Source organism: Providencia sp. PROV202 (assembly GCF_028479565.1).
Classification (GTDB): domain Bacteria; phylum Pseudomonadota; class Gammaproteobacteria; order Enterobacterales; family Enterobacteriaceae; genus Providencia; species Providencia zhijiangensis.
In genome coordinates this window covers 21,513-37,141 of record NZ_JAMPNV010000019.1, presented here as the reverse complement: position 1 = coordinate 37,141, position 15,629 = coordinate 21,513, and the positions used below count along the sequence as shown (strand labels likewise).

Annotated in this window: 13 protein-coding genes and 2 tRNA genes; 14 read left to right on the top strand and 1 reads right to left on the bottom strand. The window is 45.4% G+C overall.

The features are described 5' to 3' along the window. Nucleotides 1–42: 42 nt before the first annotated feature. Entirely contained in the window at nt 43–336 is a 294-nt protein-coding gene (gene yhbY / locus PR799_RS14375; RefSeq protein ID WP_154603026.1) for a ribosome assembly RNA-binding protein YhbY, read from the bottom strand. A 259-nt stretch (nt 337–595) separates the two neighbouring features. Between yhbY and rlmE the strand changes: the two genes are divergently transcribed. The 14 genes from rlmE to pnp all read left to right on the top strand — a co-directional run bounded on the left by rlmE (nt 596) and on the right by pnp (nt 15,614). Further along, entirely contained in the window at nt 596–1,225 is a 630-nt protein-coding gene (gene rlmE, locus PR799_RS14370; RefSeq protein ID WP_036949039.1) for a 23S rRNA (uridine(2552)-2'-O)-methyltransferase RlmE, read from the top strand. A 57-nt stretch (nt 1,226–1,282) separates the two neighbouring features. Continuing rightward, nucleotides 1,283–3,250, top strand: a complete 1,968-nt coding sequence (gene ftsH / locus PR799_RS14365) for an ATP-dependent zinc metalloprotease FtsH (protein WP_154628828.1) — start codon at nt 1,283–1,285, stop codon at nt 3,248–3,250. Between the two features lie 70 nt (nt 3,251–3,320). Continuing rightward, nucleotides 3,321–4,169 (top strand): dihydropteroate synthase, encoded by an 849-nt coding sequence (gene folP, locus PR799_RS14360; protein WP_154628827.1) that lies wholly within the window; start codon nt 3,321–3,323, stop codon nt 4,167–4,169. Continuing rightward, on the top strand, nt 4,162–5,499 hold the full coding sequence (gene glmM, locus PR799_RS14355) for a phosphoglucosamine mutase (RefSeq protein WP_154628826.1): 1,338 nt from the start codon (nt 4,162–4,164) through the stop codon (nt 5,497–5,499). Before folP ends, glmM begins: the two co-directional genes overlap by 8 nt. A gap of 246 nt (nt 5,500–5,745) precedes the next feature. After that, complete coding sequence (gene secG / locus PR799_RS14350; RefSeq protein ID WP_036949048.1) at nt 5,746–6,090, top strand: preprotein translocase subunit SecG; 345 nt, start codon at nt 5,746–5,748, stop codon at nt 6,088–6,090. Nucleotides 6,091–6,196: 106 nt separating this feature from the next. Further along, a tRNA-Leu gene (locus tag PR799_RS14345) sits at nt 6,197–6,286 on the top strand. 57 nt (nt 6,287–6,343) lie between these two features. Continuing rightward, nucleotides 6,344–6,420, top strand: a tRNA-Met gene (locus PR799_RS14340). Between the two features lie 213 nt (nt 6,421–6,633). Beyond that, nucleotides 6,634–7,086 carry a ribosome maturation factor RimP gene (gene rimP, locus PR799_RS14335; protein WP_006662411.1) on the top strand — a complete coding sequence of 151 codons (453 nt, stop codon included), beginning with the start codon at nt 6,634–6,636 and terminating at the stop codon, nt 7,084–7,086. Between the two features lie 23 nt (nt 7,087–7,109). Further along, nucleotides 7,110–8,618 carry a transcription termination factor NusA gene (nusA, locus tag PR799_RS14330; RefSeq protein WP_006662412.1) on the top strand — a complete coding sequence of 503 codons (1,509 nt, stop codon included), beginning with the start codon at nt 7,110–7,112 and terminating at the stop codon, nt 8,616–8,618. 23 nt (nt 8,619–8,641) lie between these two features. Then, entirely contained in the window at nt 8,642–11,380 is a 2,739-nt protein-coding gene (gene infB / locus PR799_RS14325) for a translation initiation factor IF-2 (RefSeq protein WP_132496363.1), read from the top strand. Between the two features lie 85 nt (nt 11,381–11,465). Further along, nucleotides 11,466–11,876, top strand: coding sequence for a 30S ribosome-binding factor RbfA (gene rbfA / locus PR799_RS14320; RefSeq protein WP_036949056.1), 411 nt, complete (start codon nt 11,466–11,468; stop codon nt 11,874–11,876). After that, nucleotides 11,876–12,829, top strand: coding sequence for a tRNA pseudouridine(55) synthase TruB (gene truB, locus PR799_RS14315; RefSeq protein ID WP_154628825.1), 954 nt, complete (start codon nt 11,876–11,878; stop codon nt 12,827–12,829). The genes rbfA and truB overlap by 1 nt, the downstream gene beginning before the upstream one ends. Before the next feature lie 114 nt (nt 12,830–12,943). After that, complete coding sequence (gene rpsO, locus PR799_RS14310; RefSeq protein ID WP_006814502.1) at nt 12,944–13,213, top strand: 30S ribosomal protein S15; 270 nt, start codon at nt 12,944–12,946, stop codon at nt 13,211–13,213. A 280-nt stretch (nt 13,214–13,493) separates the two neighbouring features. Then, nucleotides 13,494–15,614 carry a polyribonucleotide nucleotidyltransferase gene (gene pnp, locus PR799_RS14305; protein ID WP_154628824.1) on the top strand — a complete coding sequence of 707 codons (2,121 nt, stop codon included), beginning with the start codon at nt 13,494–13,496 and terminating at the stop codon, nt 15,612–15,614. The last annotated feature ends 15 nt before the right edge of the window (nt 15,615–15,629 follow it).

Here is a 15,629-nt window from a genome sequence, read left to right as displayed (position 1 = left end):
AAAACATGCTTTCAATGGCATTTTTATATAAATGAGCAGTTATTATTTAGGTAAACTAATTTTGCGTTCAGCCGTTGGACGGTAGAGAACAAGAATTTTACCGATAACTTGAACATTTGCTGCACCTGTTTCGCGAACAATCGCTTCAGCGATCAAATTTTTAGTTTCACGATCTTCGCCAGCGATTTTGACTTTGATAAGCTCATGATGTGTTAATGAGACTTCGATTTCAGCCAAAACACCCTCAGTTAAACCATTGTTGCCAATCATAACAACTGGGTTTAAGTGATGAGCGAGACTTTTTAGGTGTTGAATTTGTTTTTTGTTAAGATTCATCGATTTTTTGCTTGGTTAGTATTGAAAATGGCATATTCTACCGCCATCTGTTAACTATCACCATCTATTAATCTTACTCGATGGTAAAGAAGCAGCTAATGATTACCCGAAAGTAATCCAGTGACCAGTAGGCAGCGCGTTAACTCTTTCCCGATAAACAGCTCGATTTATGTGACTTGGGTAGAAAAAATGAAGCTAACTCTCTGTAACTTGAAGAATGTCGGGAAATGTATTTCTATTAGTATAGTTGGAAAGTGCAATGGCCAATAAAAAACGTTCGGCAAGCTCCAGTCGTTGGTTGCAAGAACATTTTAGTGATAAATATGTTCAGCAAGCACAAAAGAAAGGGCTCCGCTCGCGTGCATGGTTTAAACTGGATGAAATCCAGCAAAGTGATAAGATTTTTAAACCAGGTATGACCGTTGTTGATTTAGGGGCTGCTCCTGGTGGGTGGTCGCAATATGTTGTCGGCCAAATCGGTCACAATGGTCGTATTATTGCTTGTGACCTATTACCAATGGACCCAATCGTCGGCGTGGATTTCCTCCAAGGGGATTTTCGTGATGAAGCTGTACTGGCTGCTTTGTTAGAGCGAGTTGGCGATAAAAAAGTACAAGTGGTTATGTCTGACATGGCCCCAAATATGAGCGGAACACCAGCAGTGGATATTCCCCGCTCTATGTATCTGGTTGAATTAGCATTGGATATGTGCCGTGCGGTATTGGCTCCCGGGGGAAGTTTTATCGTTAAAGTGTTTCAGGGAGAAGGCTTTGACGAATACCTTAGGGATATCCGCTCCCTGTTTACGAAGGTAAAAGTTCGTAAACCCGAATCTTCGCGGGCACGATCGCGTGAAGTATACATTGTAGCGACAGGACTAAAACTATAGTACCCTGAGCGTTATTTGTTAACACAGTTGTAAGGTGAGGTTAATCCCTTGAGTGACATGGCGAAAAACCTAATTCTCTGGTTAGTCATCGCAGTTGTTCTGATGTCCTTGTTCCAGAGTTTTGGCCCAAGCGATTCGAATAGTCGCAGAGTTGATTATTCAACGTTTATCAATGAGTTAGCCCAGGATCAGGTACGTGAAGTTCGTATCACAGGTCGTGAATTGAACGTCAGAAAAGCGGATAATAGCCGCTATACAACTTATCTTCCTATGCAGGATGAGAAGTTGTTAGACACCTTGTTAAACAAGAATGTTACTGTCGTCGGTGAACCACCAGAAGAACCTAGCTTACTGACATCTATTTTCATTTCCTGGTTCCCAATGCTGCTGTTGATTGGTGTCTGGATCTTCTTTATGCGCCAAATGCAAGGTGGTGGCGGTAAAGGGGCGATGTCATTCGGTAAAAGCAAAGCCCGTATGCTGACAGAAGATCAGATCAAAACAACATTTGCTGATGTTGCGGGTTGCGATGAAGCGAAAGAGGAAGTGGGGGAGATCGTAGACTTCCTACGTGAACCTGCTCGTTTCCAAAAACTCGGTGGTAAAATCCCTAAAGGTGTCCTGATGGTAGGACCTCCGGGTACAGGTAAAACATTACTGGCTAAAGCTATTGCTGGTGAAGCGAAAGTACCATTCTTTACCATTTCCGGTTCAGACTTCGTGGAAATGTTTGTGGGTGTGGGTGCTTCACGTGTTCGTGATATGTTCGAGCAAGCAAAAAAAGCGGCGCCGTGTATTATCTTTATCGATGAAATCGATGCTGTTGGTCGTCAACGTGGTGCCGGTTTAGGTGGTGGTCACGATGAACGTGAGCAGACACTGAACCAGATGCTGGTTGAGATGGATGGTTTCGAAGGTAACGAAGGTATTATCGTGATCGCGGCAACTAACCGTGCTGACGTTCTGGACCCAGCATTATTGCGTCCGGGTCGTTTTGACCGTCAAGTTGTGGTTGGCTTACCTGATGTTCGTGGTCGTGAGCAAATCTTAAAAGTTCATATGCGTCGTGTGCCTATCGACCCTGCGGTTGATACAACTATCTTGGCTCGTGCAACACCTGGTTTCTCCGGTGCGGAATTGGCTAACTTAGTGAACGAAGCAGCACTGTTTGCAGCGCGCGAAAATAAACGCGTTGTAACGATGGCGGAATTCGAAAGAGCGCGTGACAAAGTGTGGCTGGGTGCAGAGCACCGCTCACTGATGATGACTGAAGAGCAGAAAGAATCTACTGCTTATCATGAAGCTGGACACGCAATCGTCGGTTACTTGATGCCAGAGCATGATCCTGTTCATAAAGTGACTATTATTCCTCGCGGTCGTGCATTAGGTGTGACTTTCTACTTACCTGAAGGCGACCAAATCAGTGCAAGCCGTCAGAAGTTAGAAGGTAATATCGCAAGCACATACGGCGGTCGTATTGCGGAAGAACTGATCTACGGTTATGACAAAATCTCAACCGGCGCATCAGGTGATATCCAGCAAGCAACTAGCACAGCGAGAAAAATGGTGACTCAGTGGGGCTTCTCTGACAAGTTAGGTCCAGTGTTATATTCTGAAGAAGAAGGTCCTGCATTCTTAGGTCGTTCAGGACATAGCTCGACTTACTCAGATGAAACTGCACGCATCATTGATGAAGAAATTAAAGCAATTATCGACCGTGGTTATGAGGTTGCACATAAAACCTTAACTGACAATATGGATATTCTGCATGCGATGAAAGATGCATTATTGAAATATGAAACTATCGATATGCCAATGATTGACGACCTGATGAACCGCCGTCCAGTGCGTGCGCCAGCAGGCTGGGATGAGGATAAAAAAGTGAACAATGTGACAGGTTCATTTGGTGCTGCAACTAGCGCATCAAAACCTGAAGCAAAGTCAGCTGAAACTCAACCAGAAGAGCCAACTGAAAAATCTGATGAAAATAATTCATCCGATAATAATGATAGCAAGCCACAGTAAGCTATCGTGACAAGTTGAATAATTAAAAACCCCAGGTCACTGGGGTTTTTTACGTTAAGGAAAAATAATCATGCATATTAAAGCCCGAGGTCGCCTCCTTGACTTATCCACTCCTCAAGTGATGGGGATTTTGAATGTTACTCCTGATTCATTCTCAGATGGTGGCACTCATAATCGTTATCATGATGCTCTAGATCATGTCGCTAAAATGGTACAAGAAGGAGCTACGATTATTGATATTGGCGGCGAGTCAACCCGACCGGGCGCGGCTGAGGTTTCTATCAGTGAAGAACTTGACCGTGTTGTACCTGTTGTGGAAGCGATTGCAAAGCGTTTTGATGTTTGGATCTCTGTAGACACGTCAAAAGCCCAAGTAATGGATGAGGCAGCTAAGGCTGGGATGCATATCATCAATGATATCCGCTCCTTACATGAAGATGGTTCCCTTGAAGTAGCTGCAAAACTAGGATTGCCCGTCTGCATTATGCACATGCAAGGTCAGCCGAGAACCATGCAAGATGCCCCCGATTATGTAGATGTAGTAAAAGAAGTTAAAGAATATCTTGCCCGTGAAATTGAGCGCTGCATGAAGGCGGGAATTGATAAACAGCAAATAATCCTCGATCCAGGCTTTGGTTTTGGTAAGAACCTGTCGCATAATTACCAGTTACTAGCGCATTTAGATCAATTTCATGATTTCGGACTACCGCTCTTGGCAGGGATGTCACGAAAATCTATGATTGGACAATTATTAAATGTTCCACCTCAAGAACGTCTAGCGGGTAGCTTAGCATGTGCCACGATTGCGGCAATGCAAGGAGCGCAGATTATCCGAGTTCATGATGTGAAAGAGACAGTACAAGCAATGCAAGTCGTTCAGATGACTCTGTCAGAAAAGGAAAAATTAGCGTATGAGTAACCGTAAATATTTTGGTACTGATGGTATCCGTGGCAAAGTGGGCGATAGCCCAATTACGCCTGATTTTGTTTTAAAATTAGGCTGGGCTGCGGGTAAAGTACTGGCTCGTCACGGCTCACGTAAAATTATCATTGGTAAAGATACGCGTATTTCTGGCTACATGCTGGAATCTTCATTAGAAGCTGGCTTAGCTGCTGCAGGGTTATCTGCTTCCTTCACAGGCCCAATGCCAACGCCAGCAGTGGCTTATTTGACTCGCACTTTCCGCGCAGAAGCTGGGATCGTCATTTCAGCTTCCCACAACCCTTACTATGATAATGGGATCAAATTCTTCTCCATCGACGGGACTAAACTGCCTGACGAAGTTGAAGAAGCCATTGAAGCGGAAATGGAAAAACCAATCACGTGCGTTGAATCTGCGGAGCTGGGTCGTGCGAACCGTATCGTCGATGCCGCCGGACGTTACATTGAATTCTGCAAAGGGACTTTCCCGAACGAGCAAAGCTTAAATAGCCTCAAAGTTGTTTTAGACTGTGCTAACGGTGCAACTTACCACATCGCACCTAACGTCTTTAGTGAATTAGGCGCTCAAGTCATCACTATGGGTTGCGATCCTAATGGGATCAACATCAACGAAGAGTGTGGTGCAACCGACGTTCGTAAGCTGCAAGAGCGTGTTTTGGCTGAAAAAGCGGATGTAGGTTTAGCATTTGATGGTGACGGCGACCGCATTATCATGGTTGACCATCAAGGTAACAAAGTCGATGGTGACCAAATTCTGTATATCATCGCTCGTGAAGCGCTTCGCCAAGGCCAGTTAAAAGGTGGTGTTGTCGGTACACTGATGAGCAATATGGGGTTAGAAATTGCGCTGAAACAGCTGGGTATTCCATTTGAACGAGCAAAAGTGGGCGACCGCTATGTTCTGGAAAAACTCCAAGAAAAAGGCTGGCGCATGGGGGCTGAAAACTCAGGTCATGTGATTTTATTAGATAAAACCACAACAGGCGACGGTATTGTTGCGGGTCTGCAAGTATTGAGCGCCATGGTGCGTAACCATATGAGCCTGCACGATTTATGCAGCGGAATGAAGCTTCTACCTCAAATTCTGGTCAACGTACGCTTTAAAGGCAAACACGATCCTCTGCAAAGTGATGCTGTTATTGCGGCAAATGAGCAAGTGGAAAAAGAGTTAGCCGGTAAAGGTCGTGTATTGCTGAGAAAATCAGGTACTGAACCGCTGATTCGTGTCATGGTTGAAGGTGAGCACGAAGAAACTGTCACCGAAATGGCAAACCGTATTGCTGATGCAGTTAAAGCCGCGGGTTAATGTCTTACATGCTCCCTTTAGTGGATAAAAATCCGCTGGAGGGAGGTGAATAACGGAGTTGAGCATTATTTCGATAGTTTGCTGTTTTTTTCTTCAAATAGTTAAATGAAATCAAAATAGACTTGCTTGTCGGCTCAGCTTTGGTTAGTATTCGCACCTGCTCAATTCTGTAATAATGTTTTGAGTAGGTGTGCAGTATAAGGGTCATAGCATAGGCTATGCGCCGTAACTGAATAGGTAACTCAAATGTATATAGCTCTTTTAGTTGTTTTCTTGCTCGCGGCTATCGGCCTAATTGGTCTGGTCATGTTACAGCAAGGTAAAGGTGCTGACATGGGGGCATCATTCGGTGCGGGCGCTTCTGCAACACTGTTTGGTTCATCGGGCTCAGGTAACTTCATGACCCGTATGACTGGAATCTTGGCTGCTGTGTTTTTCATCATCAGTTTAATTCTTGGCAACATGACTGCCAATAAATATGGAACTGGTGCAGGTAGTAAGTGGGAAAACATTAGCGAACCGGCAAAAGTCGAGCAACCAACAGACGTTCCGGCAGCACCAGCAACACCAACGAGCGATATTCCTCGTTAAGTGTGACAGATTCCGAATGACGACTTTATGTCTTCATTAGTTGTAAAGCAGTAAGAAGTTAAAAATTTGAGGTTATTGATTGTTAAATTAGTAACCTCGCCTCAGTGCCGAGGTGGTGAAATTGGTATACACGCTACCTTGAGGTGGTAGTGCCTACAAAACGGGCGTACGGGTTCAAGTCCCGTCCTCGGCACCATTATTTTAGACGACTTGTGAACTCACAATAGTCAGTGTAAAATAGTCACGTTTCGAACGCGGGATGGAGCAGCATGGTAGCTCGTCGGGCTCATAACCCGAAGGTCGTTGGTTCAAATCCAGCTCCCGCAACCATTTCTCTTAGTCATACATATCTTGTCGCAACAATATCAGATATCGTTATCGTAATTTCTCATCGATTTATCTAGATTTTCAAGGTATACTAAGAGCACGGTAAACCCATGTACTATGGGTCCAGTTACAAAAGCCCCGAATTTCGGGGTTTTTTGTTATTTGACAATCGAATTAACTGGGCTTTATGCCCTTTTTTTATGTCTGGGGGTGGGCTTGTCCACATTAGAGCAAAAATTAACAGAGATGGTTTCTGCACCAGTGGAAGCACTAGGCTTTGAATTTGTAGGCTTAGAATTTGTTCGCGGGCGCACGTCGACACTGCGTATTTTCATTGATAGTGAAGAAGGCATCACTGTTGATGACTGTGCTGATGTCAGCCATCAAGTAAGTGCAGTATTGGATGTCGAAGATCCAATTTCTGTGATTTATAACCTTGAAATATCGTCACCGGGTATGGAACGTCCACTGTTCACCATCGCTCATTATGAGCGTTTCATGGGTGAAGAGGTGGCTCTGTCACTGCGTATCGCGATGCAGAACCGTCGTAGATGGCAAGGTATTATCAAAGCCGTTGATGGTGAAATGATTACGGTTACTGTAGATGGTAAGGATGAGGTGTTCGCCCTCGGCAACATCCAGAAAGCTAACTTGGTACCACACTTTTAATTAAGTTCAATGAGGCAACTAGGATGAACAAAGAAATTCTGGCTGTTGTTGAAGCGGTTTCTAACGAAAAATCCCTCCCTCGTGAAAAAATCTTCGAGGCTCTGGAAACTGCGCTGGCGACAGCAACTAAAAAGAAATATGAGCAAGAGATTGATGTTCGCGTAGAAATCGACCGTAAATCGGGTGATTTCGATACGTTTCGTCGTTGGGTAATTGTCGACGAAGTCACAATGCCAACGCGTGAAATTACACTGGAAGCTGCGCAATTTGAAGATCCTGCATTGCAGCTAGGTGAATACGTCGAAGACCAAATCGAATCTGTTGTATTTGACCGTATTACCACGCAAACCGCGAAGCAAGTTATCGTACAAAAAGTACGTGAAGCTGAGCGTGCGATGGTGGTTGACCAATTCCGTGAGCAACAAGGTGAAATCATCACTGCTCAGGTTAAAAAAGTTAACCGTGAAAACATTACCTTAGATTTAGGTAATAACGCAGAAGCTGTGATCCTGCGCGAAGATATGCTACCACGCGAAAACTTCCGTCCAGGTGACCGTATTCGCGGCGTACTGTATGATGTTCGTCCTGAAGCACGCGGTGCACAGCTTTTTGTTACTCGTTCTCGTCCAGAGATGCTGGTTGAATTATTCCGCATCGAAGTACCAGAAATTGGCGAAGAGATCATTGAGATCAAAGCAGCAGCTCGCGATCCAGGTTCTCGTGCAAAAATCGCAGTAAAAACTAACGACAAACGTATCGACCCAGTTGGTGCTTGTGTTGGTATGCGCGGTGCTCGTGTTCAAGCTGTCTCTAGTGAGTTAGGTGGCGAGAGAATCGACATTGTGTTATGGGATGATAACCCAGCGCAATTCGTTATTAATGCTATGGCTCCGGCTGATGTGGCATCTATTGTGGTTGATGAAGACAACTGTACGATGGATGTTGCCGTTGAAAGCAGCAACTTAGCACAAGCAATTGGACGTAATGGACAAAACGTTCGCTTAGCAGCTCAGTTACTGAAAATCCATCGTGGTGATGACAAGTGGGAACTGAATGTCATGACTGCGGAAGAGCTGAATGCAAAACATCAGGCAGAAGCACACGCTTCTATTGAAACATTCACTAAGCATCTAGATATTGATGAAGAGTTTGCTACAACACTTGTTGAAGAAGGCTTCTCTACATTAGAAGAACTGGCTTACGTGCCTATTAAAGAACTTCTGGAAATTGACGGTCTTGATGAAGAAACCGTTGAAGTTCTACGTGAAAGAGCAAAAGCTGCCCTCACCACAATTGAACTAGCTCAAAAAGAGAGCTTGGGTGATAATCAGCCAGCAGAAGATTTGTTGAATCTTGATGGTATGGATCGTACTCTGGCCTATAATTTGGCTACTCACGGTATCTGTACACTGGAAGATCTTGCTGAGCAGGGCATCGACGACCTGATTGATATCGAAGGTCTGAATAATGAGAAAGCAGGCGAACTCATTATGGCAGCACGTAATATTTGCTGGTTCGGAAACGATGCGTAAACACTGTAGCAGGAAGGAACGGCATGACAGAAACTGTAAAATCACTGGCAACGGAAATTCAAACCACAGTTGAGCGCCTGGTACAGCAATTTGCTGAAGCAGGGATCACGAAAGGTGCGAATGACTCTGTTAGCCAGACTGAGAAAGAAACTTTACTGAACCACTTAAACCGCGAACAAGGCGGAGCAGCGGGGCAGCCAAGTAAGTTAACATTGCAGCGTAAAACTCGTAGTACGCTGAGTGTTCCAGTCACCGGTGGCAAAAGCAAATCGGTAAATGTTGAAGTCCGCAAAAAACGCACTTATGTGAACCGCGACGCTGAAGAAGCGCAAGCGGAAGAGCAGGCGCAGCGTGAAGCGGAAGAGCAAGCACAGCGCGAAGCTGAGGAACTGGCAAAACGTGAAGCAGAAGCGAAACGTGCAGCAGAAGATGCTGCAAAACGTGACGCAGAAGCTAACGCAAAACGTGAAGCCGAAGAGAAAGCAAAACGTGAAGCAGCTGATAAAGCTACGCGCGAAGTAGCGGAAAGAGAAAAAGTGAAACAAAGCGAAAATCAAAAACCAAGCAAAGCGGCAACTGAAAGTAACGCTGACAAACAGCGCCTTGAAGCCGAAGCTGCTGAACTGAAACGCAAAGCGGAAGAAGAAACTCAACGTAAAGTTGAAGCTGATGCGCGCCGTGTTGCTGAAGAAGCCCGTAAAATGGCTGAAGAAAAAGGCGAAGACTGGAACTCAGATAGCAAATCTGAAGATGATAGCGACTATCACACAACAACATCTACCCACGCTCGTGCGGCGGAAGATGAAAGTGATGAGAAAGAAGAAGGTCGTCGTTCACGTAACCGTTCTGCTAAAGCACCTCGCCAGAAGAAAGGAAACAAACTTTCTGAAAAAGCGGATCGCGAAGAAGAACGCGCTGCAGGTCGTTCAGGCCGCACTAAAGGTAAGCAACGTAAAGGCAGTTCTTTACAACAAAGCTTCACCAAACCAGTTGCAGCGGTAAACCGTGACGTCGTTATCGGCGAAACTATCACTGTTGGCGAATTAGCTAATAAGATGGCAGTTAAAGGCTCCCAAGTCATCAAAACGATGATGAAAATGGGTGCAATGGCAACCATCAACCAAGTGATTGACCAAGAAACTGCACAATTAGTGGCAGAAGAAATGGGTCACAAAGTTATTCTGCGTCGTGAGAATGAGTTAGAAGAATCGGTAATGAACGACCGTGACACTGGCTCAGCAGTTAAAGAAGCTCGCGCGCCAGTTGTTACCATCATGGGTCACGTTGACCACGGTAAAACCTCTTTACTGGACTACATTCGTTCAACGAAAGTAGCATCAGGCGAAGCAGGTGGTATTACTCAGCACATCGGTGCATACCACGTTCAAACTGACAAAGGTATGATCACCTTCTTAGACACCCCAGGTCACGCCGCGTTTACATCAATGCGTGCTCGTGGTGCTCAGGCAACGGATATCGTTGTTCTGGTTGTTGCTGCGGATGATGGTGTTATGCCACAAACAATCGAAGCTATCCAGCATGCGAAAGCAGCAGGTGTGCCAATCGTTGTTGCGGTCAACAAAATGGATAAACCAGAAGCTGACCCAGATCGCGTCAGAAATGAGTTGTCTCAGTACGGCGTTATTTCTGAAGAGTGGGGCGGTGACACTCAGTTTATCGGTGTATCTGCGAAAGTGGGTACCGGCATCGATGAGCTGTTAGATGCTATCTTGCTGCAAGCTGAAGTTTTAGAACTGAAAGCGGTATATGCAGGCATGGCAAGCGGTGTGGTTGTTGAATCTTACCTAGACAAAGGTCGTGGCCCAGTGGCAACTATCTTAGTTCAAGAAGGTACATTGAACAAAGGCGACATCGTACTGTGTGGATTTGAATACGGCCGTATTCGTGCAATGCGCAACGAATTAGGTAAAGAAGTTCTGTCTGCCGGCCCTTCAATGCCAGTTGAGATCCTGGGTCTGTCCAGTGTTCCTTCAGCAGGTGATGAAGCGACAGTTGTTCGTGATGAGAAAAAAGCGCGTGAAGTTGCCCTGTATCGTCAAGGTAAATTCCGCGATGTGAAATTAGCTCGCCAGCAGAAATCTAAACTGGAAAACATGTTTGCTAACATGGAAGAAGGTAAAGTTTCTGAACTGAATATCGTACTGAAAACTGACGTTCAAGGTACCTGTGAAGCTATCACTGACTCTCTGATGAAACTGTCAACTGATGAAGTTAAAATCAAAATCATCGGTTCTGGCGTGGGTGGTATCACTGAAACTGATGCAACTCTGGCTGCAGCTTCTAATGCGATCATTCTTGGCTTTAACGTCCGTGCCGATGCATCTGCTCGTCGCGTCGTTGAAAGCGAAAGTGTTGATTTACGTTACTACTCCGTCATCTATAGCCTGATTGATGAAATCAAACAAGCGATGAGCGGTATGCTGGCACCTGAATACAAACAGCAAATCATGGGTCTTGCAGAAGTCCGTGATGTGTTCAAATCACCGAAGTTCGGTGCAGTTGCTGGTTGTATGGTTACTGAAGGTACCATCAAGCGTAATAACCCAATCCGCGTTCTGCGTGATAACGTGGTTATCTACGAAGGTGAGCTGGAATCACTGCGTCGCTTTAAAGATGACGTTAGCGAAGTTCGTAACGGTATGGAATGTGGTATCGGTGTTAAGAACTACAACGATGTCCGTGTCGGCGATATGATCGAAGTCTTTGAAGTTATCGAAGTTAAACGTTCAATCGACGGTTAATTTTGTGAGTACCCACGAAGTATCGTGGTGACAAAATAGTATTAATGAGGGGGCTATTGCCCCCTTTATTGTCAGGAGATTAACGATGGCAAAAGAATTCAGTCGTTCTCAGCGCGTAGCTCAAGAAATGCAAAAAGAAATTGCGATTATCTTGCAGCGCGAAATCAAAGATCCCCGTATTGGCATGGCAACCGTTTCTGGCGTAGAGCTGTCACGGGATCTGGCATACGGTAAAGTCTTCGTCACTTTCTTCAACTTTGCGAATGAAAAAAGTGAAGAAGAGATGGTTGCAGACGGCATTAAAGCATTAAATGAAGCGTCAGGTTTCATTCGTTCATTACTGGGGAAAGCAATGCGTTTACGTATTATTCCTGAGTTAACGTTTGAATATGACAACTCACTAGTTGATGGTATGCGTATGTCTAACTTAGTATCGAACGTGATTCGTAATGACGAAGAGCGTCGTGCAGGTACAGATAGTAAAGAGGAAAAATAATGGGGCGTCGTCGTAGCGGGCGCAATATTGACGGCGTTGTGCTGTTAGATAAGCCCACCGATATTTCCTCAAACGATGCGCTGCAAAAAGTGCGGCGCTTTTTCAATGCGAATAAAGCTGGGCACACGGGGGCACTTGACCCATTAGCGACAGGCATGCTGCCAGTCTGCCTTGGCGAAGCGACGAAATTTTCACAGTTTTTACTCGATTCAGATAAGCGCTATCGGGTGATTGCTCGCCTTGGTCAACGGACAGATACTTCCGACTCCCATGGTGAAATCATCAGCGAACGCGATATCACTTTTACGGCACAGCAACTTGAAGAAGCCCTCGAACATTTTCGTGGGGATACCCTGCAAGTGCCTTCCATGTATTCAGCGCTGAAACACCAAGGGCGCCCATTGTATGAATACGCACGTAAAGGTATCACGGTAGAGCGTGAAGCCCGCCCGATTACAGTGTATGAACTTCAGTTTCTTCGTTGGGATAACAACGAATTAGAACTGGAAATTCACTGTTCTAAAGGCACCTATATTCGGACTATTATTGACGATTTAGGTGAAATGTTAGGATGCGGTGCGCACGTAACTTATCTGCGTCGTGTACAAGTGGCAAATTATCCTTACGATCGCATGGTCACGTTGGAACAATTAGCTGCTTTGCGGGCAAAAGTGGATGCGGGAGAAGGTTCATTTGAATCCTTGCTCGATTCGCTATTATTGCCAATGGATACCGCAGTGGTTCATTTTCCTGCAGTGAATATTACTGAGGAAACAGCCGCGTATTTTAAACAGGGTCAACCTGTACGTGGTGATGTAAAAGACCTAGTGGAAGGCGACATGATCCGCGTCACTTGTGGTTCAGAGCAGCGGTTTATCGGTATTGCTTTGATTAGTGAAGATGGACGTATTGCACCGAAGCGTTTGGTCGTTGAAAATGAACCGTCCGCATAATGGCGCTTATTGCTTTGCTGCCCTAAGCAGCGTAGAATGACGGCGCTAAATCTTGAGATGCTAAATTAGAGATTGGCTCTCATCACTTAAATTTATATTATTTTGGAGTTTATTATGTCTCTAAGTACTGAAGCGAAAGCGAAAATCGTTGCTGAATTCGGCCGCGGTGAAAACGACACGGGTTCAAGCGAAGTTCAAATCGCTCTGTTAACTGCACAAATCAACCATCTGCAAGGTCACTTCTCCGAGCACAAAAAAGATCACCACAGCCGTCGTGGTCTGCTGCGTATGGTTGCTCAGCGTCGTCGTTTACAAGCTTACCTGAAAGGTAAAGATATCGCACGTTACACAGCGCTGATCGAGCGTCTGGGTCTGCGTCGTTAATCTTGTCAGTTTCAGAGGAAAGGGGCCAAATGGCCCCTTTTCTTCTAAAAATTAGTTGAAAGTTGAAGTAATACTCGAATTATACTTAACTAAAATGTTAAGCTATTATCGATAATTGACTGTTTTAATTAAAACCACTTAAAACTACATCCGTATTCGCGCGACTAATGAGAGAATTGATGATTGGAATATCAATCCTCTCATTAGTCGCGAGGCTGTAGTCAGAAAATAAACCATGCTACTTGAGAATCTCTCGTAGCCTTACAAAAAGGGTAATATTTTGTTAAATCCTATTGTTCGTAAGTTCCAGTATGGCCAGCATACCGTAACATTAGAAACAGGCATGATCGCACGCCAAGCAACGGCGGCGGTGATGGTAAACATGGATGACACTGCAGTATTCGTGACTGCTGTGGCACAGAAAAAAGTTAAAGAAGGGCAAGATTTCTTCCCTTTAACGGTTAACTACCAAGAGCGTACTTACGCTGCAGGTCGTATCCCAGGTAGCTTCTTCCGTCGTGAAGGCCGTCCTGGTGAAGGCGAAACTTTAGTTGCACGTCTGATTGACCGTCCATTACGTCCTCTGTTCCCAGAAGGCTTCCTGAACGAAATCCAAATCATCGCTACCGTTGTTTCTGTTAACCCACAAGTTAACCCAGATATCGTTGCGATGATCGGTGCATCTGCTGCACTGGCACTGTCTGGTGTTCCATTCAATGGTCCTATCGGTGCTGCACGTGTTGGTTTTATCAATGACCAATATGTTCTGAACCCAACTGCTGATGAATTAAAATCAAGCCGTCTGGATTTAGTCGTTGCAGGTACTGACAGCGCAGTATTAATGGTTGAGTCAGAAGCTGAACTGTTAAGCGAAGAGCAAATGCTGGGTGCAGTGGTGTTCGGTCACGATCAACAACAAGTTGTTATTCAGAATATTAATGAATTAGTCAAAGAAGCGGGCAAAGAGAAATGGGATTGGCAGCCAGAGCCAGTTAACCAAGCTCTGCACGATCGCGTTGCTGCACTGGCTGAAAGCCGTATGGGCGATGCTTACCGTATCACTGAGAAACAAGAGCGTTATGCTCAAGTTGACTTAATCAAAGACGAAGTGATTGCAACTCTGGTTGCTGAAGATGAAAACGTCGATGTTTCTGAAGTGTCAGACATTCTTGCTCACTTAGAAAAACAAGTTGTTCGTAGCCGCGTTATCCGTGGTGAGCCACGTATCGATGGTCGTGAGAAAGACATGGTTCGTGCGCTGGACGTTCGTACTGGTGTTCTGCCACGTACTCACGGTTCTGCACTGTTCACCCGTGGTGAAACTCAGGCGCTGGTTACTGCAACATTAGGTACTGAGCGTGATGCACAGGTTATCGACCAATTAATGGGCGAATACACTGACCGCTTCTTATTCCACTACAACTTCCCTCCATACTCTGTTGGTGAGACTGGTATGGTTGGTTCACCTAAACGTCGCGAAATTGGTCACGGTCGCTTAGCGAAACGTGGTGTGCTGGCAGTTATGCCTTCACAAGCAGAATTCCCGTACACAGTACGTGTGGTTTCTGAAATCACGGAATCTAACGGTTCTTCTTCAATGGCATCTGTATGTGGTGCGTCTCTGGCTCTGATGGATGCTGGTGTACCAATTAAAGCTGCTGTTGCGGGTATCGCGATGGGTCTGGTGAAAGAAGGCGACGATTTCGTTGTCCTGTCTGACATCTTAGGTGACGAAGACCACTTAGGTGATATGGACTTTAAAGTAGCGGGTAGCCGTGACGGTATCAGCGCACTGCAAATGGATATCAAAATCGAAGGTATCACTCGCGAAATCATGCAAGTGGCTCTGAACCAAGCTAAAGGTGCGCGTCTGCATATCCTTGGCACAATGGAACAAGCTATCAATGGTCCACGTGAAGAGATCTCCGAGTTCGCTCCACGCATTTACACCATTCGTATCAACCCAGACAAGATCAAAGATGTCATCGGTAAAGGTGGTTCTGTTATCCGCGCATTAACGGAAGAAACAGGTACAACTATCGAAATCGAAGATGACGGTACTGTGAAGATCGCAGCAACTGATGGCCTGAAAGCGAAAGAAGCAATTCGTCGCATCGAAGACATCACAGCAGAAGTTGAAGTGGGTCGTATTTACCAAGGTAAAGTGACTCGTATCGTTGACTTCGGTGCATTCGTTGCTATCGGTGGTGGTAAAGAAGGTCTGGTTCACATTTCTCAAATCGCAGACAAGCGTGTAGAGAAAGTGACTGACTACCTGCAAATGGGTCAAGAAGTTCCTGTTAAGGTGTTAGAAATCGACCGTCAAGGCCGTATTCGCCTGAGCATGAAAGAAGCGGTTGCTGGCGAAGAAGCTCCAGCACAGCAGGAATCAGCAGAATAAGCTGACACGAAAGTG